Source organism: Streptomyces seoulensis (assembly GCF_022846655.1).
GTDB lineage: Bacteria > Actinomycetota > Actinomycetes > Streptomycetales > Streptomycetaceae > Streptomyces.
The window spans coordinates 4,919,540-4,943,291 of the sequence record NZ_AP025667.1 but is presented as its reverse complement, the minus strand read 5'-3'; the positions used below and the strand labels follow the sequence as shown (position 1 = coordinate 4,943,291).

Sequence of the window (23,752 nt, the reverse complement as noted above, 5' to 3'; positions counted from 1 at the left end):
AAATCTGAGCCATCCCCACATGTAGTGGTGAGACGGCTACAGAGCCCCACAAGTTGTGGTTGATCTTGGACCCTGGGTCTTCCGGCCCTCCGCGATCGCCTATGCTTGGGGCTGCTTCGTGAGGCCCCTGAGGCCCGGCGAGGCCATCGAGTCTGCTGTGAGGAGGGTTGGAGATCATGCACTGCCCCTTCTGCAGGCACCCCGACAGCCGTGTGGTCGACAGTCGTACGACCGACGACGGCACGTCGATCCGCAGGCGCCGCCAGTGCCCCGACTGCTCCCGTCGTTTCACGACCGTGGAGACGTGTTCGCTCATGGTGGTGAAGCGGTCCGGGGTCACCGAGCCGTTCAGCCGCACCAAGGTCATCAACGGGGTGCGCAAGGCGTGCCAGGGGCGTCCCGTGACCGAGGACGCGCTCGCCCAGCTCGGCCAGCGGGTCGAGGAGGCGGTGCGTGCCACCGGGAGCGCCGAGCTGACCACCCACGACGTGGGGCTGGCCATACTCGGCCCCTTGCAGGAGCTCGACCTCGTCGCCTATCTGCGGTTCGCCTCGGTCTACCGGGCGTTCAACTCGCTCGAGGACTTCGAGGCCGCCATCGCCGAACTGCGCGAAGTGACGCCGGACCCCGCCGCGGACGACGAAGACGCGGACGCGGGGAGCCAGGAAGACCAGCGCGGGCCGGGACGGACCACCCAGGTCCCCGTGCCCGCACGCGCCGCCGACTGACCGACCGGCAGGACCAGGGGAGAAGTCCCCGGTCCGGCCGGCAGGCGGCGCACCGAAGACCTGTCGCGGGTCGTAGCTGAAGGCGACCGCGACACCAGACAGAGCACCGTGCCCTGGGAACAATCAGGGCACTTCAGGGCGTTTTCGCCCGTACATGGGAGGCGGCATGACAGAGACGGCGAGCGGTCCGGCACGAGGTTCCCGCGCCAAGGGAACCAAGGCCGGCAAGGGGCTGCGCATCGAGCGCGTTCACACCACCCCCGGCGTACACCCGTACGACGAGGTGACGTGGGAGCCCCGTGACGTCGTCATGACCAACTGGCGCGACGGCTCGATCAACTTCGAGCAGCGTGGCGTCGAGTTCCCCGACTTCTGGTCGGTGAACGCGGTCAACATCGTCACCAGCAAGTACTTCCGGGGCGCCGTCGGCACCCCGCAGCGCGAGACCGGTCTGAAGCAGCTCATCGACCGCATCGTGAAGACCTACCGCAAGGCCGGCGAGGACTTCGCGTACTTCGCCTCGCCCGCCGACGCCGAGATCTTCGAGCACGAGCTGGCCTACGCCCTCCTGCACCAGATCTTCAGCTTCAACAGCCCGGTCTGGTTCAACGTCGGCACGCCGCAGCCCCAGCAGGTCTCCGCCTGCTTCATCCTGTCCGTCGACGACTCCATGGAGTCGATCCTCGACTGGTACAAGGAAGAGGGCATGATCTTCAAGGGCGGTTCGGGCGCCGGTCTGAACCTGTCCCGCATCCGCTCCTCCAAGGAGCTGCTCTCCTCCGGTGGCAACGCCTCCGGTCCGGTCTCCTTCATGCGGGGCGCCGACGCCTCCGCCGGAACCATCAAGTCCGGTGGCGCCACCCGCCGCGCGGCCAAGATGGTCGTCCTCGACGTCGACCACCCGGACATCGAGGACTTCATCCAGACGAAGGTCAGCGAGGAGGAGAAGATCCGCGTCCTGCGTGACGCGGGCTTCGACATGGACCTGGGCGGCGACGACATCGCGTCCGTCCAGTACCAGAACGCCAACAACTCGGTCCGCGTGAACGACGAGTTCATGAACGCGGTCGAGAAGGGCACCGACTTCGGCCTGCGTGCCCGCATGACCGGTGAGGTCATCGAGGAGGTCGACGCCAAGGCGCTCTTCCGCAAGATCGCCGAGGCGGCCTGGGCCTGTGCCGACCCGGGCATCCAGTACGACGACATGATCAACCGCTGGCACACCTGCCCCGAGTCCGGCCGGATCACCGCGTCGAACCCGTGCAGCGAGTACATGCACCTGGACAACACGTCCTGCAACCTCGCCTCGCTGAACCTGATGAAGTTCCTGAAGGACGACGGCAAGGGCAACCAGTCCTTCGAGACCGAGCGCTTCCAGAAGGTCGTCGAGCTGGTCATCACCGCGATGGACATCTCGATCTGCTTCGCGGACTTCCCGACCCAGAAGATCGGCGAGAACACCCGCGCCTTCCGCCAGCTCGGCATCGGCTACGCCAACCTCGGCGCCCTGCTGATGGCCACCGGCCACGCGTACGACTCCGACGGCGGCCGCGCCCTCGCCGGCTCCATCACCTCCCTGATGACCGGCACGGCCTACCGCCGCTCCGCCGAACTGGCCGCGGTCGTCGGCCCGTACGACGGCTACGCCCGCAACGCCGACGCCCACAAGCGCGTCATGAAGCAGCACTCCGACGCCAACGCCAAGGCCGTCCACATGGACGACCTGGACAACCCGGTCTGGGCCGCTGCCACCGAGGCGTGGCAGGACGTGATCCGCCTCGGCGAGAAGAACGGTTTCCGTAACTCCCAGGCGTCCGTGCTCGCCCCGACCGGCACCATCGGTCTGGCGATGTCCTGCGACACCACCGGTGTCGAGCCGGACCTCGCGCTGGTGAAGTTCAAGAAGCTCGTCGGCGGCGGCTCGATGCAGATCGTCAACGGCACCGTCCCGCAGGCCCTGCGCCGCCTGGGCTACCAGGAGGAGCAGATCGAGGCGGTCGTCGCCCACATCGCCGAGAACGGCAATGTGATCGACGCCCCCGGCCTCAAGCCCGAGCACTACGAGGTGTTCGACTGCGCCATGGGCGAGCGCGCCATCTCCCCGATGGGCCACGTCCGCATGATGGCCGCGATCCAGCCGTGGATCTCCGGCGCCATCTCCAAGACGGTCAACATGCCGGAGACGGCGACCGTCGAGGAGGTCGAGGAGATCTACTACGAGGCGTGGAAGCTGGGCGTCAAGGCGCTCGCCATCTACCGCGACAACTGCAAGGTCGGCCAGCCCCTCTCCGCCAAGAAGAAGGAGCAGGAGAAGACCGAGGTCACCGACAAGGCCGAGGCCACCATCCGCGAGGCCGTCGAGAAGGTCGTCGAATACCGCCCGGTCCGCAAGCGCCTGCCCAAGGGCCGTCCCGGCATCACCACGTCCTTCACGGTCGGCGGCGCCGAGGGCTACATGACCGCCAACTCCTACCCGGACGACGGTCTCGGCGAGGTCTTCCTGAAGATGTCCAAGCAGGGTTCGACTCTCGCGGGCATGATGGACGCCTTCTCCATCGCCGTGTCGGTGGGCCTCCAGTACGGCGTGCCGCTGGAGACCTACGTCTCGAAGTTCACCAACATGCGCTTCGAGCCGGCCGGTATGACCGACGACCCGGACGTGCGGATGGCGCAGTCGATCGTCGACTACATCTTCCGCCGCCTGGCGCTGGACTTCCTGCCCTTCGAGACCCGGTCCGCGCTCGGCATCCACTCCGCCGAGGAGCGCCAGCGTCACCTGGAGACCGGTTCGTACGAGCCGTCGGACGACGAGGTCGACGTCGAGGGTCTGGCCCAGTCCGCCCCGCGCCACACCGAGCTGACGGCCGTCGCCACGCCGAAGGCCGAGTCGGAGTCCGCCAAGCCGGCCCCGAAGCAGGCGCACACCAGCGCGGAGCTGGTGGAGATGCAGCTGGGCATCCAGGCCGACGCCCCGCTCTGCTTCTCCTGCGGTACCAAGATGCAGCGCGCCGGTTCCTGCTACATCTGCGAGGGCTGCGGCTCGACCAGCGGTTGCAGCTGACCGTGAGCCCCCTGTGGGCTTGAGTTAGTCGTTCAGGTGGGGTGTCGGCGGTTTGCGCCGGCACCCCACCTGCGCGTTCTGCGGACGCGGCCGCTTGCCCGTGGTGCGACCTCGCCGGGAGAACCGTGTGGCTACTCGCCGCGTTCGGCGGCCGCGATGGCTTGGTGCAGGGCTTGGCGAGCCTCGGCCAATTCCTCCGCGCGCCGGTCGAGACGGTCGAGCTGGGCGTGGAGCTTGTCCAGTACTCCGGGGCACGGGCGCAGCGAACCGTCAGCGAGGGCGCACGGCATCACCTGGCGGATCAACGTGGTGGACAGCCCGGCCGCCAGCAGGGCACGGATCTGCCTGACAGCCTGCTCGGCTGCATCGTCGTAATCGCGGTACCCGTTGGCCTGACGGGTCGAGGTGAGAAGGCCGACGCGTTCGTAGTACCGGAGCAGGCGCTCACTGGTCCCGGTTCTCCTGGCCAACTGCCCGATCAGCATTGCTTCTCCACGGAGCTTGACCTTGGCATGGTGTCAACCTTCAACGATGGGGTCGGCGGCAGCATTCCGTCACCGGCCCCGACCAGGAGAACCCGTTGATCCTCGACGCGCACAGCCATGTCCACGACCCCGTGCACCGTCACATCGCCCTGCTGGACGAGGCGGGAGTCGACCGCGCCGTGCTCTTCAGCACCCGTCCGCATCCCGAGCGGGCCACCGATCTGGCCTCGTTCCGGCGCGAGATGAGCGTGCTGGACGAGACGATCGGCGGGCGGGTCGGACATACGGACGACCACCAGGCCGCAAGGCGGGAACTGTCCTCGGCATGCGCGGCCTACCCCGATCGTTTCATCGGCTTCGGCAAGGTCGGTCTGGAACTGCCGGCTCAGCGGATCGCGGCGGAGGTCGAGCGGGAGGTCGTCGGCCGGGGCTTTCGGGGCATCGGTGAGCTGACCCCGCCACCGGACGGGGCCGGTCGGATCGAGCCGGTCCTGCGGGCTGCCGCCGATCACGGTGGGCTGCCCGTCGTCGTACACGGTTTCGCGCCGACCACGGCGGGAGACCTGGCGACCCTGGCCCGCCTCGCGCGCCGTCATCCGACCGTCCCCCTGGTGATCAGCCAACTCGGTGGACTCAACTGGCTGACGGCGATCGAGCTGGCCCGTGACACCCCGAACATGTACCTGGAGCTGTCGACGGCGAACATCGTCTTCGCGGTGCGGCTGGCCATCGACGAACTGCCTGACCGCACCCTGTTCGGCTCGGACGCGCCCTACGGTGACCCGCTCCTCGCCCGCGCCACCGTCGAACGCGTCACCGCGCCGGGTGCGCTGCGCGATCGCGTCCTGGGCGGAACCCTCGCGGAGCTGCTCGGTCTCTGACCATCAGGAAGTCTCGTTCGGTCGTGGACGTTCACGACGGTCGTTCGACAGCGCACCACCGACAACGCCCCGGCCGGCGGACGAGCGGCCGGGGCGCGGCAGGGCTCAGGTCCGACGTCTGGTTCCCATGACCCGGGTGAAGGTCGCGGGATCCTCGTCGAAGCCATGGACGCCCGCGTGGAAGGTCCATTCGCCGGAGCCGTCGCGAACGAACTCGGCGACCACGGCCGCCGTGGCGTCCGGGGCGGCGCCGAAGTCGCCTTCGAAGAGGGCCGTGTAGCCCTCGGTGACGCGGATCGCCGGGTTCAGGACCGAGGCGAAGGTGGTGCGGGCCTCGTTCTGCTGGATGACGACGCCGACGACCACGCGCGCGTAGCGGCCGTCCAGGCGGTGGAGTTCGAGGTCCATGACCTCGTCCCAGCCGAAGCCCTTGCCGTCGGGGCTGTCCCGGTCGAGGAAGATCGTGCCGTCCGGGGAACGGCTGTCGAAGTGCACCAGATAGGCCGGCTCCCCGTACGCGTCGTCCGCCGTGAACGTCGCGGCGACGATGTCCAGGTCGGAGGGCGGCCGCCCCGCAGGACTGGGGTCCCACTTGAGCGCGACCTCGACCTCGCGGATTCCCTTGCTGAACCCGGTCACCAGGCTTCCCCTTCCCCCTGAAGCGCCATCATCCCCAACTCCCTTGCCGTCGGGACTCCTTGCCCATCGTGTCACGCATACGGCACCGGTGCGCGGGCGATCTCCGCCAGAGAGTGACCGACGCCACGCCCGGTGGCCTTACGATGGCGCGGTGCTGGTCAAGTGGATTCGCTGCACCGTGGTGGACCGTCGCGGGTTCGAGCGCGGGCAGCGGAAATGGGCGGGGCTTCTGGGGGAGCCGGGGTTTCGGGGACAGGGCGGAGGCTGGAGCCGGCACCGGCCGGGAGTGGCGCACATCTTCGCCTTCTGGGAGAGCCGGGCCTTCTACGACTCCTTCATGGCCCGCTCGCACGACCGGCTGGCCGCGGCCCAGTCCGGCACGTTCAAGGACGCCCAGGCCAAGCTGTTCGAGTACCGCTTCGACGTGAAGACCGGCTTCGAACCCCGGTTCACGGACGCGGACCTGGTCCGGGTGGCCCTCAGCCGGGTGCATGAGGAGCGGGTCGAGCACTTCACGCTGATGCAGGAGAAGGTCTGGAATCCGGCCATGGCGGGCTCGCCCGGCATGATCCGGGGCATGTTCGGCGAGGGGCCCGAGAACGACTTCCTGGTCCTGTCGATGTGGCGCTCGGCGGCCGAGCACGGAAAGTACCGCACCGAACGCGTGGAGCGGCTGGCCCTGCGCGCCCAGACCGAGGCCGACATAGCCTCCCTGACCGGCGACATCGTGGAACTGGAGCCCTCCTGGACGGTCTGAGCCGTGCGAGCGGTGTGACCTACGCCGTATGAAGGCCGTACGAGTGCCCTACCCGGCTCCGGGCCCCGTAGGGTTTCCGACATGGCACGACCACGGCGCATCGTCCTTGTCCGGCACGGAGAGTCAGTGGGCAACGTCGATGACTCCGTGTACGAGCGCGAGCCCGACCACGCCCTCGCGCTGACCGACCGCGGCCGGGAGCAGGCCGCGGAGACCGGCGAGCACCTGCGCGAGATATTCGGCCAGGAACGCGTGAGCGTCTACGTCTCCCCGTACCGCCGTACCCACGAGACCCTGGACACCTTCCGCCTCGACCCCGGTCTCACACGCGTGCGCGAGGAGCCCCGGCTGCGTGAGCAGGACTGGGGCAACTGGCAGGAACGCGACGACGTCCGGCTGCAGAAGGCGTACCGGGACGCGTACGGGCACTTCTTCTTCCGCTTCCCGCAGGGCGAGTCCGGCGCCGATGTGTACGACCGCGTCGGCGGCTTCCTGGAGAGCCTGTTCCGCAGCTTCGAGGAGCCCGACCACCCGCCGAACGTCCTCCTGGTGACGCACGGACTGGCGATGCGGCTGTTCTGCATGCGGTGGTTCCACTGGACGGTGGACGACTTCGAGTCCCTGTCTAACCCCGGGAACGCGGAGGTGCGCATGCTCGTGCTCGGGGAGGACGGCAAGTACACCCTGGACCGGCCCTTCGACCGCTGGCGGGACCCGGTTCCGCACTGGGCCGACCGATAGAGTGGCGGGAAGATGATCCCTGATTCCTTCTCCGTCTCCTCCCGGCGCCTGGAGCGCGCCCTGTCCAGCCTGCGCGGCCTCGCGGTGGGCGACGCGCTCGGCTCCCAGTTCTTCGTCCCGGTGAACCACCCGCTGCTCAAGCGCCGCGAGCTGCCCGCCGGGACCTGGCAGTGGACCGACGACACCGAGATGGCCTGCTCGGTCGTCTCCGTCCTCGCAGGTCACCAGCGCATCCACCAGGACGAGCTGGCCCGTTCCTTCGCCGATCACCACGACTTCGACCGCGGCTACGGCCCCGCCGTGAACAGGCTGCTCCGGCTCGTCCGCGAGGGCGCCGACTGGCGGGAACTGGCCGCCCAGCTCTTCGAGGGCCGCGGCTCCTGGGGCAACGGCGCCGCGATGCGCATCGCGCCCCTGGGCGCCTGGTACGCGGACGACCCCGAGCAGGCGACGCACCAGGCCGAGATCTCCGCCTACACCACCCATCAGCACCGCGAAGCGGTGGCCGGCGCCATGGCCGTGGCCGCCGCCGCCGCGCTGGCCGCCGCTCCCGGTGGCCGGCCGAGCCCCGAGGACCTGCTGGACGGCGTGATCGCCCTGGTGCCCAGAAGCGCCGTGGGCGCCGGACTGCGCCGCGCGCGGGACATGCTCGACTACGGGGACGCGGCCACCGTCGCGGCCGTCCTCGGCTGCGGGCGCCGGACCAGCGCGCACGACACCGTGCCGTTCGCCCTGTGGTCGGCCGCGCGCTCCCTCGGCGACTTCGAGCACGCCTTCTGGACGACCGCGCAGGTCGGCGGGGACGTGGACACGACGTGCGCGATCGTCGGCGGCGTCCTGGCGTCCGGCGAGGCCGGAGCACCGCCCGCGGCCTGGGCGGAGCGGACCGAGTCGCTGCCGGACTGGGTGCCGGGGCGCGCCTGACGCACGGGCCGGCGATGTGATGTTCCCGGCTAGGAGGGGCCGGGGTGTCGAGGCGGCGGCGGGGCGGCGTAGTCTAAGTGCGCCATGCCGTACGAACCACCCACTCATACCGTCGAGCGCTCCCTTCGCGCCACGACCGGGGCGAAGGTCATCGCCGGCGTCGACGAAGTGGGGCGGGGTGCCTGGGCCGGACCCGTCACCGTCTGCGCGGCGGTCACCGGACTGCGTCGCCCGCCCGAAGGGCTCACCGACTCCAAGCTCCTGACGGTCAAGCGCCGTGCGGAACTGGACGGGATACTGCGGTCGTGGGTGACGGCCTTCGCCCTGGGTCACGCCTCTCCGGAGGAGATCGACGACCTGGGCATGACCGCCGCCCTGCGGCTTGCCGCCGTCCGCGCCCTGGAAGCCCTGCCGGTCCGGCCCGAGGCCGTCATCCTCGACGGCAAGCACGACTACCTCGGCGCGCCCTGGCGGGTGCGCACGGTGATCAAGGGTGACCAGTCCTGTGTGGCCGTCGCGGCCGCCTCGGTGATCGCCAAGGTGTACCGCGACAACATGATGGCCGAACTCGGTGCCGGCCATGCGGACTTCGGATTCGCGGACAACGCCGGGTATCCGTCGCCGGTGCACAAGGCGGCACTGGAGGAGCGGGGCCCCACCCCGTACCACCGCCTGTCGTGGGCGTATCTTGATGCGCTGCCCCGGTGGCGGCACCTCAAGAAGGTCCGCAGCCTCGCGGACGGCGGCGTCCCGGTGATCGAGGGCCAGCTCGGCTTCGATTTCTGACGCTTCCGCCCGCGCCGATGTGCCACCCGGCCATCGGCGTCGTACCAACGTTTGATAAAGATCAGCTCATGCCTCTCCTTCCCGAGGAGCCTCAGATTCACGAGAGTGCCCAGGGTCCCGTTGCGACTCCGGCCAGCAGCCGCGTCGCGCCGACCCCCCGTCCCGTACCCGGCCCCCGCCCCGCGGCTCCGGCCCGCCCCGGCCGTCCCGGACCCCCGCGGCCCGCGCCGCCGGCGCAGCGCGCGCCGCGTGACGTGGCTCCGGCCAAGCCGGGCCCGTCGGCCCCCGCCGCACCCGCCGCGCCCGCGGCCGGTCCCCAGATCCAGCTCATCCCGGCCTCGGCCGAGGGTGCGCTCGACGCCGCCGAGGAGGCGCTGGACCTGCTGCTGGACTCCGGCCGCGCCCCCAGCGAGGTGCTGGTGCTCACCACGGGTGCCCGGCACCCGTGGGCCGAGCACGAGCTGTCCTTCGGCGAAGCGTCCTACTGGGCGCAGCAGGACGCCGGTGACGACGTCTTCTACGCCGACGGCGCCGCGGCCGACCGTGCCGCCACCCGGCCCGTGGTCATCGTGGCCGTCAACGGCGGCCCGGCCGCCGCTGCCGCCACCGTCCTTCCGCTCGCCCACACGCGGGCTGGAACCCTGCTGATCGTCTGCGGCGACCCGCAGCAGATCAACTCGGTGCTGGGCACCGGGGTCTGACCCCACCGCACGACTGACGGCGCCGCGCGTGCCGGACAGCCGCTCTGCCCGGACGAGGCAGCAGGCGACTGCTCGGCCCGCTCGGCGCCGCAGTGGCGTCCAGGGCCCGGAGCGGCGCCGAAGTGTCCGGCGCCGCCGACGTGTTCCCGCTCAGCGGGCCGCGACCCGGCGCATGACCTCCGAGACCGGTCCCCCGGTGCGCGGCATCAGGGGCGGCGACTCCGACAGGGCGAAGGGCTCCGGCGCGGAGTGCGCGTTGGGATGGCGTCCGCCGCGTCCCTCGCCGAGCACCTGCCAGCCGTCGTGCGTCAGCGTGATGTACGCGCCGCAGCGCAGCCCGTGCAGCGTGCAGGCGTCGCGCAGCCCCCACATCCAGGCGCCGTCCTCCTCGGTCCAGCGTGCGTCGCCCTCGCGGCAGTAGAGCAGCACGGCGGTGCGCACCGGGGTACGGCGGCGCAGGTCGTGCGGGATGACCCGGCGCAACTGGTCCAGCAGCGCGTTGCGGAACATCCAGCCGTCCGCCGGGGCGGAACGCCGGGTGAACGAGGCGCTGGCGTGGAGCCGTTCGTCCGGATCGAGGACGGCCACGATCGCGGTGGACGGCTTGGGGCGATGGCGGACGTGCAGGCCGCTGACGACCTCGCGCGGGTTGCGCAGCAGGGGGATTCCGGCGGCAGCCCACTCCGCGGGCTCGAGCAGACGGCTGACGGAAGCGGCGGACGCGGACGTCGTCAACGAGGCCGCCGAGGACGAGGCGAATCCGAAGGTCACGTTCCTCCCTTCGGCTACGCGCCCACACTGCGGGCGAGGTCGGATTCGGGGGAGCGCGCACCGCAGTGAAGCCCAGCCGGAACACGGGCGAGCCGTGCGGGGAGCGGACTTCAATTCTTCCTGTCGAACTTGGATGCGGCAACGAGCAATTGAGGCTGCCGACACTTATCTGGTGGTCCGGGGCTTATATCCCTACCCACAGAGGCCGTTGATGACGCCTGGGGCGGGGCGGTGTCCGCGATCGGGCTCCTCAGGTTCAGGAGGAAGTGGTCGCGGAAGCCGACGGCTTGCCCCTCGGCAGCAGGACCAGTGTCAGCACCAGCCCCGCGGCGGCGAAGCAGGCTCCGGCGAGGAACGCGTCATGGAAGACCTCGGTGCGGGCCTGGGTGACCCGTGCGGGCACGCCGTCCGCCCAGGTGGTCAGCTCCGCGACCCGGCGGAAGGCGTAGGTGGCCGCCACGGCCAGGCCGAGCGCGCCGCCCATTTCCTGTGCGGTGTTGATCAGACCGGCGGACAGCCCCGACTCGTCCTCGTCGGTGCCCGCGAACGCCGAGACCTGTACCGGCACGAAGGACAGGCCGAGACCGAGGCCGGCGACCAGGAAGGCCGGCAGCAGGCCGGTGAGGTAGCCGGAGCCGGACGGGGCCCGCCACAGCAGGAACATGCCCGCGCCGGTCAGTGCGAGCCCGGCCGTCAGCACCGGCTTGGCGGCGACCTTGGTGACCAACTGTGAGGCCACACCCGCGCCGACCGCCACGATCACCGCCAGAGGTACGTACGCCAGACCGGTCCGCAGCGGCGAGTAGTCGAGTACCTGCTGCATGAAGAGGCTCGCGAAGAAGAACAGGGTCACGCAGGTGCCCAGCAGGAGCACGGCGACCACGTTGGCGGCCCGCAGAGACTTGCGTCCGAAGACCTCGAGCGGGATGAGAGGTGCCTTCGCCCGGCGCTCGACCAGCACGAAGCCGGTGAGCAGCACGGCGGAGAGCGCGAAGCCGCCGTACACGCGGCCCATGGGCACATCGGAGTCGTCGACCGTCTGGCCCAGGCTGAAGATCAGCAGCACCAGTCCGGTGGTGAGCAGTACGGCACCGGCCACGTCGAAGGACCTCCGGCGCTCCGGCGACCTGCTCTCGGCGACGACCAGGGGCGCCACCAGCGCTCCCAGGAGACCGATGGGCACGTTGATGAAGAACACCCAGCGCCAGCCCGGCCCGTCGGTGAGGAGTCCGCCGAGAGTGACACCGGCGACGGCGGCGACACCGCTGAGGGCACCCCACGCGCCGAGCGCCTTGTTCCGCTCGGGGCCCTCGGCGAAGCTGCCGGTCAGCAGGGAGAGCGCGGCGGTGGCGATGAACGCGGCCCCGAGCCCCTGGGCGGCCCGCGCGCCGATCAGCGTGGCCGCGTTCTGCGCCAGGCCCGCGCCCAGCGAGGCGAGGGCGAACAGCACCAGACCTGTGCGCAGCATGCGGCGGCGGCCGAAGGTGTCGGCCAGCCGTCCGGTCAGCAGCAGGAAGCCGCCGAGCAGCATGCCGTAGGTGGTGACGACGTACTGCAAGGCCGTCTGGGAGAAGCCCAGTTCGTCCTCGATGGTGGGGAGGGCGACGTTCACGATGGACACGTCGAGGAAGGTCATGAAGCCGGCCAGGCACAGGAAGGCCAGGACGAGACCGGGGCGGTGGGGCGGTGCCGGGGCCGTGCTGCGGGTGGAGTCGCGCAGGGATTCTCGGGTGGGCATGGCACTCCCTGGGAGAGGCGTCCGGAGCGGACGGAGGCGGGATCTGCCGGGAAGCTAGCACCCTGAGTAAAGTAGGTACCTAGAGGAAAGTGACTTACCTGGGAGGGGTCGCATGACCGCACCGGCCGTACGGAAGACCCCTGTCGACCCGGAGCTGGCCTGTCCGGTCTCGCCGGTGCTCGACATCGTCTTCAGCCGCTGGACCACCCCGATCCTGTGGTGCCTGAACGAGTTCGGGCGGCAGCGGTTCGTCGTGCTCCAGCGGAACATCGCCACCATCACGCCCAAGGTGCTCACCCAGCGGCTGCGCCAGCTCGAGCGGGACGGCCTGGTGGTACGCACGTACCACCCCGAGGTGCCGCCGCGCGTCGAGTACGAGATCAGCGAGCTGGGGCGCAGCCTCGCCCCGATCTTCGCCCAGCTCGCCGAGTGGTCGGCGGAGAACCTGCCGAAGGTCGACCTGGCGCGCAGGGAGTTCGACGAGGGCACCGGGGCGCGCTGAGCCGGGGTACCGCGTCGCGGCGGGTGCCTCAGGCGCTGATGCGGGCGGAGGTGTCACCCTCGTCGTCCGCGCCCTCCTCCGTCTCCACGGGGCGCTGGGCCAGGAGGCGTTCGGCGCGGTCGGGGGCGAGGTCCAGGGTGGGCATCAACTGCGGGAGCGTGATGCTGGGCAGGAGGTGCCGCAGCAGGACCGTCACCCGCTCGCTGAGGTCCGCGCGCTCGCACAGGATCTGCGACATCCACTGGATGCCGGTGAAGGCACCGGCGAGCATGTCGGCGGTCTCCGCCGGGTCGACGTGCGGCAGCAACTCCCCGCGCTCCCGCGCCTCCAGGAGCAACTGGGTGAGCCGGTTCGCCCAGGACTGGAACGGCGTGCCGTGGAACGGGTTGCTCCGCTCCGGGCCCTCTCCCCACTGGTCCATCGCCAGGCCCACACTGGCCCGCGTCAGCGGATCGTGCCGCAGTTGGTGCGCGAAGAGCAGCCCTTGGTCGATCAGTTCCTGCACCTTGGTGCGCTGCGGGGGCAGGGGGCCCACTTCCAACTGGGCCGCGATGACCCCGAGGGCCAGTTCCTCCTTCGACGCGAAGTGGAAGTAGAGGCCACCCTTCGTGACCCCGGCGCGCGCGAGGATCTCGGTGATCGTGGCGGCGCTGTAACCGCGTTCGTCGAAGACGGCGGCCGCTGCCAGCAGGATCGTCTTGCGGGTCTGGATCGCGCGTGCTTGGCGTGCCATGGGCTGTCGCCCCTGTTTCTATGTCAGAGCTTGGTCGGGTTCGCTCACGAAGCGAACCGGACTGTCAGTATTTTGTCGAGGGGGAACGAGCCTCGATCGCACCAGACTCAAAGGGCAATCCATGTCTGAAGGCATTAGCTTCATAGCCGTTCGCGCCGCCGTCGGCACCTCATCGGCCGGACGGACGGTCATGACACAAGCCCCGGACCCCGCCGCACCGCCCGAAGAGCAGACCGATCCGCTGGTTCTTGTACCGGACTCCGCCGACACCGGTCAACCTCCCTCGTACGGCGGCCGGGCCACCGGCGAACTCGTCCACCGGCCGGACGCCGCCGACGCCTTCCCCGTGGAATGGACGCGGCTCGCCGAACACCACTACCTGGTCGCCGCCGACTGGCCCGTCGGCCACCGCTTCTTCGCCCCGCTCCCCGGCGGTGTCCAGGACCCGCTGCTGGTCGCGGAGACCACAAGGCAGACCGCGATGATGCTGGCCCATGCCGAGTACGGCGTTCCGGCCGGCCACCACTTCGTCATGTGGGACGTGGAATACGCCCTCGCCACGGCCGACTTCGGCCTCTCGGACGCCTCGGGGCGCATCGACGTCGTGGTGGAGTGCTCCGAGGTCCAGATGCGGGCCAGGAGCCTGGCCGGGATGAGGGTGCGGCTCACCTTCCGGCGCGGCGGGCGCCTACTGGCCACGAGCGCGGGCAGCCTGAGCTGCACCTCGGAGCGGGCCTACCGCAGGCTGCGCGGCGACAAGCTGGCCGCCGCCGGTGACCCCGTACCGCTGCTGGACGGCGTACCGCCCGAGCGGGTCGGCCGTCGTGACCCCGGGGACGTCGTGCTCGCGCCGGCCGAGGACGGGTCCGGCTGGCGGCTGCGGCTCGACACCGCCCATCCCACGCTCTTCGCACGGGCCAACGACCACGTCCCCGGCATGGTGCTCCTGGAGGCGGCCCGGCAGGCCGCCGTCGCGCTGGCACCCGAGGGCCGTTTCCTGCCCGCCTCGCTGACGATCGCGTTCCACCGGTACGCCGAGCTGACCGAGCCGTGTCTTGTCCGCGCCCGGCGCGAAACCTCGCCCGAGGGTGACGTCTCGGTCCACGTCGAGGGCGTCCAGGGTGACGAGGCCGTCTTCACGGCCACCCTCGGCGACACCCCGGAGGTGGTCCGATGACCCGGCGCGTCCTCATCACCGGATCGAGCGGTTTCATCGGCGGACACGTCCTGAGCGCCGCCCGCGCCGCCGAGGACGTGCGGCTCCGCCTGCTCGTCCGCACCCCGCCGGCCACGCCCGACCCGGACGTCGAGTACGTGCGCGGCGACCTGACCGACCCCGCCTCGCTGCACGGCGTCTGCGCGGACGTGGACGCCGTGGTGCACTGCGCCGGGCGGATCGGCGGCGACGCGGAGCTGCTGCGCCAGGCCAACGACCTCGGTACCCGCGCCCTGGCGCACGAGGTACGGCGGGCGGGGGTCGAGCGGTTCGTGTACCTCGGCACGGCGGCCGTGCACGGACGCGGGCCCTTCCGCGACGTCCGGCCCGGCGAGGTGCCCCTCACCCCGGCCTCCGAGACCAGCCGCACCCGGGCGGCCGCCGAGGAGCACGTCCTCGCGGCGGGCGGCACGGTCCTGCGCCCCCATCTCGTCCACGGCAGGGGCGACCGCTGGGTGGTCCCCGGCATCCTGGCCCTGCTGCGTACCCTGGGCGGCCTGCCGGACGGCTGGGCCGGGCTCCAATCGATGATCGACGCGGACACCCTGGGGCGGATCGCGTTCGCGGCGGCCACGACAGGCCCCGCGGACGGTGGGGGACGCGTCCACTACGTCACCCATCCCGATCCCGTGCCGGGGGAACTGCTGCTGTCCGCCGTGGCCGAGACGTTCGGGCTCTTCGCCGACGACGCACCTCGCATCTCGGCCGACACCGCCCAGGAGCGGGTCCACGACCACCCCGCCGCCCGGCACCATCTCGGCATGCTCGCCACCGACCACTGGTTCACCGACGAGCAGCTCTGGAGCGGGCTCGGCATCGCACCGGGCGACGGATTCGCCGCGCGCTTCCGGGAGTACGCCGACTGGTATCGCGGGCAGGCCGGGCTGCCGCCGTCGGACGCCCGGCGCCGGCCGGCGGCAGCGTTCGAGGGGACGCGGTGAGTTAACGGCGCGTTCTCGTATCCCGGCCACGCGCGCGTGGCCGGGATACGAGCCGCGAGCGCGTGGCCGGGATACGAGCCGCGAGCGCGTGGCCGGGATACGAGCCGCGAGCGCGTGGCCGGGATACGAGCCGCGAGCGGTTCCCCTTCGGCGCGGCTCGGCTCACATCCGGGCGCCCCTGGTAGGACCGGATCATGACGCGAGGACCCGGCCGCCACCTGCTCGCCACCAGCCTGCGCTCCCTGACCGTGCGCAACTTCCGGCTCTTCGCGGTCGGCCAGATCGCCTCCGCCACCGGCACCTGGATGATGGCGGTCGCCCAGGACTGGCTCGTACTGGAACTGACCGGCAACTCCGGCGCGGCCCTCGCCACCGTCACCGCCCTCCAGTTCACCCCGGTCCTCCTGCTGACCCTGTACGGCGGCCGGCTCGCCGACCGGTACGACAAACGCGCCCTCCTGACCGGCGCCAACATCGCCTCCGGCGTCTTCGCCCTGGCCCTCGGCCTCCTGGTGACCGCCGACGCCGCCCGGCTCTGGCACGTCTACGCCGCGGCCGCCGCGCTCGGCGTGGCCAACTCCGTGGAGGTGCCGGCCCGGCTGTCCTTCATCACCGAGCTCGTGGGCCCAGAGCTGCTCCCCAACGCCTCCGCGCTCAGCGGGGCCTACTTCAACATCGCGCGCGTGCTGGGCCCGTCGCTGGCCGGGCTGCTGATCCAGTGGTCGGGCACCGGCACCGCCATGCTCCTCAACGCCGTCAGCTACACGGCCACGGTCGCCGGACTGCGCGCCATGCGCCCGGCGGAGCTGCACCGCGCACCCCGCCCGGCCACGCCCCCGCGCGTCACCGAGGGCCTGGCCCACCTGCGCACCCGGCCCGACCTGCTCACCACGCTCGCGCTGGTCGCGGCGGTCGCCCTCTTCGGTCTCAACCTGCCGCTCACGCTGCCGCTCATGGCCCGCGTCGTGTTCCACACCGAGGCCGCCTCCTTCGGGCTCCTCACCGCCGCGCTCGCCGGAGGCTCCCTGCTGGCCGCGCTGGCCGGCACCCTGCGCCGCGACCGCCCCTCGGCGCGGCTGGTGGCCGTCTGGGGATGTGCCTTCGGCGCCCTGGAGCTGATCACGGCGTGGGCGCCGAACCTGCCGGTCGCGCTGGCGCTCCTGGTGCCGACCGGATTCGCCTCGCTCTACTTCGTCCAGGCGGCGAACCACCGCATCCAACTGGGCGGCGACCCGGCCCACCGAGGCCGGGTGATGGCCCTCTACACCGTCATCCTGCAAGGCAGCACACCGCTGGGCGCCCTCTTCGTCGGCGCCGCCACCCACACCCTCGGCGCCCGCTCCGGACTGTGGGCAGGCGGCCTCGTCGCGCTGCTCGCCGCGCTCGTGGCTCTGGCGGTGGCCCGCGACGACGCGCCTGCACCGGTGCCCGGGCATCCGCAGGCCAGGCCGACGGGCAGCCGTCCGTAGCGGCGGCGGGCGAGTGGCCGGATGTCGGTGCGGTGCGGTTGCATGGGGGCATGAACGATCTGGAGCCGCTGCGTACCGAAGCCGACGCCGTCCTCGCCGAGCTGGTCGGCGCCCCGGAGGGGGCGGCGCGGCTGCGGGAGGACCAGTGGGAGGCGGTCAAGGCCCTGGTGGTCGACCGTCGCCGGGCCCTGGTCGTGCAGCGCACCGGCTGGGGCAAGTCGGCCGTGTACTTCGTCGCCACCGCCCTGCTCCGCCGCCGCGGCTCCGGCCCCACGGTGATCGTCTCGCCGCTGCTGGCGCTGATGCGCAACCAGGTCGAGTCGGCGGCGCGGGCCGGGATCCAGGCCCGCACCATCAACTCGGCCAACCCCGAGGAGTGGGACGCCATCCATGAGGAGGTGGAGCGCGGCGAGGTCGACGTGCTGCTGGTGAGCCCGGAGCGGCTCAACTCCGTCGACTTCCGCGACCGCATGCTGCCCAAGCTGGCGGCCACCACCGGCCTGCTGGTCGTGGACGAGGCGCACTGCATCTCCGACTGGGGCCACGACTTCCGCCCCGACTACCGCAGGCTCCGCACCATGCTCCAGGAGCTGGCGCCGGGCGTGCCCGTGCTCGCGACCACCGCCACGGCCAACGCGCGCGTCACGGCGGACGTGGCCGAGCAACTGGGCACCGGCGCGGGCGAGGCGCTGGTGCTGCGGGGGCGGCTGGACCGGGAGAGCCTGCGGCTCGGTGTGGTCCGGCTGCCGGACGCCGCGCACCGGCTGGCGTGGCTGGCCGAGCACCTGAACGACCTGCCGGGCTCCGGGATCATCTACACGCTGACCGTCTCGGCCGCCGAGGAGGTCACCGCCTACCTCCGCGCACGCGGCTTCGCCGTCGCCTCGTACACCGGCCGCACGGAGAACGCCGACCGCCAGCAGGCCGAGTCCGACCTGCTGGACAACCGGGTCAAGGCCTTGGTGGCCACCTCCGCGCTGGGCATGGGCTTCGACAAGCCTGACCTGGGCTTCGTGGTCCACCTCGGCTCGCCGTCCTCACCGATCTCCTACTACCAGCAGGTGGGCCGCGCTGGCCGAGGCGTCGAGCACGCCGACGTGCTGCTGCTGCCGGGCAAGGAGGACGAGGCGATCTGGCGGTACTTCGCCGAGGTCGCCTTCCCGCCCGAGGCGCAGGTCCGCCAGACCCTGGCCGCCCTCGCCGACGCGGGCCGCCCGCTGTCGGTGCCCGCGCTGGAGTCGCTGGTGGATCTACGGCGCACCCGGCTGGAGCTGATGCTGAAGGTGCTCGACGTGGACGGCGCCGTCCACCGGGTGAAGGGCGGATGGACGGCCACCGGCGCCGACTGGGTCTACGACGCCGAGCGGTACGCGTGGGTCGCCCGCCAGCGCGCCGCCGAGCAGCAGGCCATGCGGGACTACGTCGGCACGGACGAATGCCGGATGGCGTTCCTGCGCCGCCAGCTCGACGACGTGGAGGTCACTCCCTGCGGCCGCTGCGACAACTGCGCCGGCGCCTGGATCGACACGGGCGTCTCCACCGAGGCGTTGTCGGCCGCCGCCGGTGAACTGGACCGGCCGGGTGTGGAGATCGAGCCCCGCCGCATGTGGCCGACCGGGATGCCCGCTCTGGGGATCGACCTCAAGGGCCGCATCCCGGCGAAGGAGCAGTGCGCGACCGGACGTGCCCTCGGGCGGCTGTCGGACATCGGCTGGGGCAACCGGCTCAGGCCGCTGCTGGCCGAGCAGACGCCCGACGGTCCCGTCCCGGACGACATGCTGAAGGCCGTGGTCGAGGTCCTCGCCGACTGGGCGCGCTCGCCCGGCGGCTGGGCGTCGAAGACCCCGGACGCCATGGCCCGCCCGGTCGGCGTCGTCGCCATGCCCTCGCTGAACCGCCCGCAGCTCGTGGCTTCCCTCGCGGAACGGGTGGCCGCGATCGGACACCTGCCGTTCCTCGGAGCGCTCGCGTACACGGGGGAGGCCGGCGCGCATCAGGCGCACCGCAGCAACTCCGCCCAGCGGCTCCAGGCGCTGGCCTCCGCGTTCACCGTGCCCCAGGATCTGGCGGCCGCTCTGGCCGCCGCTCCCGGCCCGGTCCTGCTCGTGGACGACCGGACCGAGTCCGGCTGGACCCTGGCGGTCGCGGCGCGGCTGCTGCGGCGGGCGGGGGCGCAGGAGGTCCTGCCGCTGGTGCTGGCCGCGACGGGGTGAGGTCGCGGGCGCTTCGGGGTGCGCCGGGTCGCTTGTCGTGTCCCTGCTTCGACTTATCCACAGGCTCGAGCGGGATCACGGGATTCGCGGGATCGTCAGCGCATGACGAATCACGGCGAAACGACCGGACCCTTCGAAAACGGTGACATCGTCGCGGGAGCGCCCTTCAGCGGGCAGACCGCGCCCGACTCCCCGATCGCCCTGCGCACCCCGGCCGAGCTGGCCGACGCCCTGCCCTACCTCCTCGGCTACCGCCCGGAAGACAGCATGGTGCTGGTCTGCCTGCACGGCCGTGGCAGCTTCGGCGGCCGCGCCCGCCTGGGCATCCCGGCCAAGGACGAGGACTGGCCGGCCGCCGCGCGGCAGATGGCCAGAGGGCTGGTGATCTCCAGCGAACGGCGCAGCACACGGCCCGACCGGCTCGTGGCCTACCTCTGCCAGGAGCCACGGCCGGGCGAGACGGGGCAGGACGTGATGCGCAGGCTCGCCCCGCTCGCCCAACTGCTGCGCACCGAGTGCGGCAGCCTCGACGTGCCGGTGATCGAGGCGCTGTGCGTCTCGGACAACCGCTTCTGGTCCTACGTCTGCCCGGTCGAGAGCTGCTGCCCGCCCGAGGGCACCCCGATGGGCCTCTCGGGCACCTCGGTACTGGCGGCCGCGGCCACCTATGCAGGGATGCAGGTGCGGGGCACCCTGAAGGAACTGCGCGCGAGGATGCAGCCCTGGGAGACCTCGGCCGCCCTGGAGCAGGAGGTCGCGCTCGACACCGCGGGCATGGCTCTCGTGCCCCGCATCCTGGACGACGCGAGCCGCGCCGAGGTGGCCGGGGAGACGCTGGACCTGGCCGGACGGATCATCCGCCGGTTCGCCGAAGCCGCACCGGTGTCGGGCAGCCACCCGGCGGACGTCCGCGACGACGCGCTCCTCGGCCACGACGAGGCGGCCACCCTCATCCTCGGCCTTCAGGACCGGACGACCCGGGACCGGGCGGCTGCCTGGATGGAGGGCGACGAAGGAGCTCCCGCCCTGCGGCTCTGGCGAGCACTGGCCCGCCGTTGCGTCGGCCCGTACCGCGAGCACGCGGCGGCTCCGCTGACCCTGGCCGGGTGGGTGGCCTGGTCGACCGGCGACGAACTGGAGGCCCGCGAGGCCCTGGCCATGGCCCTCGGAGCGGACCCCGAGTACTTGTTCGCCCAGCTCCTGCACCGGGCGTGCAACGAGGGTCTCGACCCCGAGTCCATCCGCCGCTGCCTCCGCCTGGAGCGGGAAGGGCGCGCGTCCGCCAAGAAGGACGAGCAGCCGCCGAAGGGGAGCGTTCCCGAGCAGAAGACCCGCTCCCAGCTCGCTCCGGGCGCCCCGCCCGCCGCAACGGACTCCCAGGCGAAGGCCGACCGGGACCCGGCCGACCCCGCCCGCCGAAGGCGCCGGAACCGCTCCACCGGCCCCGCCGAACCGGGCCCCCGCCCCCAGCGGCCGCAAGGCCGAAGCTGCCGACCGCCCCGCTCGCAGTCCCAGCCGTCACGCTCCCAGCCGTCCGCCGCCGGCCGGGTATGCGGCAAGAGGAGGGACGGCTGAGCGGTCGCTCCCACCTGCCCGATCCTCGCGTCCGGCACCGGCGGATTCACCGATCCTCCCAGCGAACGGAGTGTTTATCGTCAGGAAGACGACTATGATCGCGGCATGCCCTACGACCCGTCAGCGTTCCCGCCCTTCGCCGTCACCGTGGACCTGGTCGTGCTGACCGTGCGCCGCCACGCCCTGTGTGCGCTGGCGGTACGGCGAGGCGAGGCTCCCTTCCAAGGGCGGTGGGCGCTCCCCGGCGGCTTCGTACGGGACGACGAGGACCTGTCCCAGGCGGCGGCGCGCGAGCTGACCGAGGAGACCGGGCTCTGCGCCCACGATCCGGCGACCCCGGCGCAGGACAACGGCGCCCATCTGGAACAGCTCGCCACCTACGGCGACCCGAAGCGCGACCCCCGCATGCGTGTGGTCAGCGTCGCCCACCTGGCCCTCGCACCCGACCTCCCGGCCCCGCGCGCGGGCGGCGACGCGAGCAACGCGCGCTGGGCACCGGTGGAGGAACTGCTCCAGCAGGGCGGGCACGGCCGCGACGGCGAACCGATGGCGCCCCTGGCCTTCGACCACGCCCAGATCCTCTCCGACGGGGTGGAGCGCGCCCGCTCCAAGATCGAGTACTCGTCGCTGGCCACCGCCTTCTGCCCGCCGGAGTTCACGGTCGGCGAGCTGCGGCGGGTCTACGAGGCCGTCTGGGGCGTGGCGCTCGACCCGCGCAACTTCCATCGCAAGGTCACCGGAACCCCCGGATTCCTCGTCCCCACGGGCGGCACCACCACCCGCCAGGGCGGCAGGCCCGCCCAGCTTTTCAGGGCCGGCGGCGCCACCCTGCTCAACCCCCCGATGCTTCGCCCCGAGGTCTGAGACCGCGCCTCGAACCACCGTCCGCACGGCAGTTGGGCAGGCGGTACGCGCCGGATGCTCATCGGGCAAGTGGGCCATGCAGGTTGACCATGCGCCGAACAACTGCCGGACAGAAGAGGCGATACCCGGAAAACGGGACATAGCGCGCTAGCCTGCTGCAGGTGATCCAGGCTGTCGGACTGACCAGTGATTTCCCCAAAGCCCAGCCACCCGCGGTCGAAGACGTCTCCTTCGAAGCGCGCTCCGGCCATGTGACCGCCCTCCTCGGAGCGGCGGGAGCGGGCAAGACGACGGTGCTCAGGCTGATGCTCGAACTCCAGCGAGGGCGCGGCATCACGTACTTCAGGGGCCGTCCCCTGCACTGCATCGCCCACCCGTCACGCGAAGTCGGCGTACTCCTCGGTGATGTGCCCGGACACCCCGCCCGCACGGTCCGGGGCCACCTGCGGATGCTCTGTGCCGCGGCGGGAGTCCCCGCCCGACGGGCCGACGAAGTCCTCGAAGCGGTCGGCCTCGTCAGTCTCCGCGAGGAACGGCTCGGCACGCTGTCCCTGGGCATGGACCGCCGGCTCGGCCTGGCCTGCGCCCTGCTCCCCGACCCGCACACCCTCGTGCTGGACGAACCCGCGGCCGGACTCGCGACCCCCGAGGCGCGCTGGCTGCACACCACCCTGCGGGAGTACGTCGACCAAGGCGGCGCCGTACTCCTCGCGACCGCCGACCCCAAGGAGGCCGCCCGCAACGCCGACCACGTCGTCACCCTCGAAGCTGGCCGGATCGCCGCCGACCTGGAGGCGGAGGAGTTCGCCCGCACCCGGCTCCGCCCGCGTGTCGCCGTCCGCAGCCCCCACGCGGCACGCCTGGCGAACCTGCTCGTCAAGGAGGCCCGCACCGAACGGCGTCCCGTGGAAGTCGTCCGCGAGGACGGCAACCGGCTCTCGGTCTACGGCAGCACGACCGCCGACGTCGGGGAGGTGGCCTTCCGGAACGGCATCCTCATCCACCAACTCGCCGATGAGGCGGGCGACATGCGGGGCGGTGCGGAGGGGCAGCCGACCGACTGCGCCGAGCCGGCCGGAGAGCAGGACGCGTCACCGCCGCCGGACGCCCCCGACGAGGCTGCCCCGCAGGAGATCGCCGCGCAGGAGGCCGCCCCGCAAGAAGGCGCCGCCCTGGAGGGCGCTGAGACCGCCCAAGCCCCCGACCCGCTGCCGCTCCCCGTCGCCGTCCGCTCCTTGCGCAGTCCGCTCCGCCCCCTCCGCTACGAACTGCGGCGTGCCGCCGGCATCGGCACCGGGTTCGTCATCTGCGGGACCGCGCTCGTGGTGTCCGTCGTCACCGCCGTGGTGCTGGCCCGCATCGGGCACACTCCGCAGGCGCGTCTCTTCGCCGCCTGGCCGCGCGAACTGCCGTTGCCGCCCGTCGCGCTCGCGGCCGGGCTGCTCGGTGCGCTCTCCTTCGGGGACGAATTCCGGCACCCCGCGCTGGCGACGGATCGCGGCACCGTCCCCCGTCGGCTCGGGCTGCTCACCGCGAAACTCGCCGTCTGCGGAATCACCGCCGGAATGCTGGCCTTTCTCGCCCTGGGCTGCGACGCCGAACTTCTCTATCTCGTCTACGGCCGGGAATTGGTCCAGGTCCCCGGAGACTGGCTCCCGCTGTGCGCGAGTTGGCTGGCGCTCGTGGTCGGCTGCGCGTGGGCCGGCGTGCTGGCGGCCGGTGTCTTCCGGTCCACCGCGGCGGGACTCGCCGCCGTCCTCGCGGTGCCGGTGGCCGTCGTGCCGCTCGTACACCGGATGTTCGAAGGTTCATATGTGCGAGCGGCGGCCGGTATCCACTTGCGTATGCGGGAGGTTCTCCTGCTCCAGTGGCCCTTCGGGGGTGAGCGCTATCTGCTCGGGCTGGCGCGGGTCATCGCCCAACCCGTGGGTGGCGCGATGACGTTGTCGCTGGCCGCGCTGCTGTGCGCGTACCTGATCACGACACTGCGCGCCCGGGTGCGATGACGCCCTCAGGAGCGGTTTCAG

At 71.8% G+C, this 23,752-nt stretch carries 21 protein-coding genes; 16 read left to right on the top strand and 5 right to left on the bottom strand.

Annotated elements, in window-relative coordinates; all coding sequences use genetic code 11:
• Positions 1 to 176: 176 nt before the first annotated feature.
• Complete coding sequence (gene nrdR / locus HEK131_RS22760) at positions 177 to 728, top strand: transcriptional regulator NrdR (protein WP_161147348.1); 552 nt, start codon at positions 177 to 179, stop codon at positions 726 to 728.
• Between the two features lie 166 nt (positions 729 to 894).
• A complete protein-coding gene (locus HEK131_RS22755; RefSeq protein WP_244336835.1) occupies positions 895 to 3,789 on the top strand; it encodes a vitamin B12-dependent ribonucleotide reductase in 2,895 nt (964 codons plus the stop codon).
• A 131-nt stretch (positions 3,790 to 3,920) separates the two neighbouring features.
• On the opposite strand, the gene HEK131_RS22750 is transcribed toward HEK131_RS22755, so the two are convergent.
• Positions 3,921 to 4,274, bottom strand: coding sequence for a MerR family transcriptional regulator (locus HEK131_RS22750; protein WP_244336834.1), 354 nt, complete (start codon positions 4,272 to 4,274; stop codon positions 3,921 to 3,923).
• Positions 4,275 to 4,369: 95 nt separating this feature from the next.
• On the opposite strand from HEK131_RS22750, the gene HEK131_RS22745 reads away from it, so the two are divergent.
• Positions 4,370 to 5,155, top strand: a complete 786-nt coding sequence (locus HEK131_RS22745; RefSeq protein WP_244336833.1) for an amidohydrolase family protein — start codon at positions 4,370 to 4,372, stop codon at positions 5,153 to 5,155.
• Positions 5,156 to 5,260: 105 nt separating this feature from the next.
• Here HEK131_RS22745 and HEK131_RS22740 read toward each other — a convergent pair whose 3' ends face one another.
• The gene (locus HEK131_RS22740; protein WP_244336832.1) at positions 5,261 to 5,794 is read right to left on the bottom strand and encodes a TerD family protein; all 534 of its coding nucleotides are present in this window, start codon (positions 5,792 to 5,794) and stop codon (positions 5,261 to 5,263) included.
• 151 nt (positions 5,795 to 5,945) lie between these two features.
• Here HEK131_RS22740 and HEK131_RS22735 point away from each other — a divergent pair, with 151 nt between their 5' ends.
• The 5 genes from HEK131_RS22735 (at position 5,946) to HEK131_RS22715 (ending at position 9,703) form a co-directional block, all read left to right on the top strand.
• Positions 5,946 to 6,551, top strand: coding sequence for a YdbC family protein (locus HEK131_RS22735; RefSeq protein ID WP_217460781.1), 606 nt, complete (start codon positions 5,946 to 5,948; stop codon positions 6,549 to 6,551).
• A gap of 81 nt (positions 6,552 to 6,632) precedes the next feature.
• Positions 6,633 to 7,292: a histidine phosphatase family protein gene (locus HEK131_RS22730; RefSeq protein WP_244336831.1), complete on the top strand. Its 660-nt coding sequence runs from the start codon at positions 6,633 to 6,635 to the stop codon at positions 7,290 to 7,292.
• A gap of 12 nt (positions 7,293 to 7,304) precedes the next feature.
• Entirely contained in the window at positions 7,305 to 8,216 is a 912-nt protein-coding gene (locus tag HEK131_RS22725; RefSeq protein ID WP_217460783.1) for an ADP-ribosylglycohydrolase family protein, read from the top strand.
• An 84-nt stretch (positions 8,217 to 8,300) separates the two neighbouring features.
• On the top strand, positions 8,301 to 9,002 hold the full coding sequence (locus HEK131_RS22720) for a ribonuclease HII (RefSeq protein ID WP_217460784.1): 702 nt from the start codon (positions 8,301 to 8,303) through the stop codon (positions 9,000 to 9,002).
• A gap of 68 nt (positions 9,003 to 9,070) precedes the next feature.
• Positions 9,071 to 9,703, top strand: a complete 633-nt coding sequence (locus HEK131_RS22715) for a hypothetical protein (RefSeq protein WP_244336830.1) — start codon at positions 9,071 to 9,073, stop codon at positions 9,701 to 9,703.
• Positions 9,704 to 9,853: 150 nt separating this feature from the next.
• Here the strand turns inward: HEK131_RS22715 and HEK131_RS22710 are convergent, their stop codons facing one another.
• Together HEK131_RS22710 and HEK131_RS22705 are read right to left on the bottom strand one after the other, a co-directional pair.
• A complete protein-coding gene (locus HEK131_RS22710; protein WP_217464974.1) occupies positions 9,854 to 10,474 on the bottom strand; it encodes a hypothetical protein in 621 nt (206 codons plus the stop codon).
• A 256-nt stretch (positions 10,475 to 10,730) separates the two neighbouring features.
• Entirely contained in the window at positions 10,731 to 12,212 is a 1,482-nt protein-coding gene (locus HEK131_RS22705; protein ID WP_244336829.1) for an MFS transporter, read from the bottom strand.
• A gap of 112 nt (positions 12,213 to 12,324) precedes the next feature.
• Between HEK131_RS22705 and HEK131_RS22700 the strand changes: the two genes are divergently transcribed.
• Positions 12,325 to 12,714 carry a winged helix-turn-helix transcriptional regulator gene (locus HEK131_RS22700; RefSeq protein WP_217464972.1) on the top strand — a complete coding sequence of 130 codons (390 nt, stop codon included), beginning with the start codon at positions 12,325 to 12,327 and terminating at the stop codon, positions 12,712 to 12,714.
• A 28-nt stretch (positions 12,715 to 12,742) separates the two neighbouring features.
• Here HEK131_RS22700 and HEK131_RS22695 read toward each other — a convergent pair whose 3' ends face one another.
• Complete coding sequence (locus tag HEK131_RS22695; RefSeq protein WP_244336828.1) at positions 12,743 to 13,447, bottom strand: ScbR family autoregulator-binding transcription factor; 705 nt, start codon at positions 13,445 to 13,447, stop codon at positions 12,743 to 12,745.
• Between the two features lie 190 nt (positions 13,448 to 13,637).
• Between HEK131_RS22695 and HEK131_RS22690 the strand changes: the two genes are divergently transcribed.
• The 7 genes from HEK131_RS22690 to HEK131_RS22660 all read left to right on the top strand — a co-directional run bounded on the left by HEK131_RS22690 (position 13,638) and on the right by HEK131_RS22660 (position 23,731).
• On the top strand, positions 13,638 to 14,624 hold the full coding sequence (locus HEK131_RS22690; RefSeq protein ID WP_244336827.1) for a ScbA/BarX family gamma-butyrolactone biosynthesis protein: 987 nt from the start codon (positions 13,638 to 13,640) through the stop codon (positions 14,622 to 14,624).
• A complete protein-coding gene (locus tag HEK131_RS22685; RefSeq protein WP_244336826.1) occupies positions 14,621 to 15,604 on the top strand; it encodes an NAD-dependent epimerase/dehydratase family protein in 984 nt (327 codons plus the stop codon). Before HEK131_RS22690 ends, HEK131_RS22685 begins: the two co-directional genes overlap by 4 nt.
• Positions 15,605 to 15,798: 194 nt before the next feature.
• The gene (locus tag HEK131_RS22680; protein ID WP_244336825.1) at positions 15,799 to 17,073 is read left to right on the top strand and encodes an MFS transporter; all 1,275 of its coding nucleotides are present in this window, start codon (positions 15,799 to 15,801) and stop codon (positions 17,071 to 17,073) included.
• 50 nt (positions 17,074 to 17,123) lie between these two features.
• Positions 17,124 to 19,286: a RecQ family ATP-dependent DNA helicase gene (locus HEK131_RS22675; protein WP_244336824.1), complete on the top strand. Its 2,163-nt coding sequence runs from the start codon at positions 17,124 to 17,126 to the stop codon at positions 19,284 to 19,286.
• 102 nt (positions 19,287 to 19,388) lie between these two features.
• A complete protein-coding gene (locus HEK131_RS22670) occupies positions 19,389 to 20,861 on the top strand; it encodes a DUF4192 domain-containing protein (protein WP_244336823.1) in 1,473 nt (490 codons plus the stop codon).
• A 105-nt stretch (positions 20,862 to 20,966) separates the two neighbouring features.
• Positions 20,967 to 21,725, top strand: coding sequence for an NUDIX hydrolase (locus HEK131_RS22665; protein ID WP_217464965.1), 759 nt, complete (start codon positions 20,967 to 20,969; stop codon positions 21,723 to 21,725).
• Positions 21,726 to 21,886: 161 nt separating this feature from the next.
• A complete protein-coding gene (locus HEK131_RS22660) occupies positions 21,887 to 23,731 on the top strand; it encodes an ABC transporter ATP-binding protein (RefSeq protein WP_244336822.1) in 1,845 nt (614 codons plus the stop codon).
• The last annotated feature ends 21 nt before the right edge of the window (positions 23,732 to 23,752 follow it).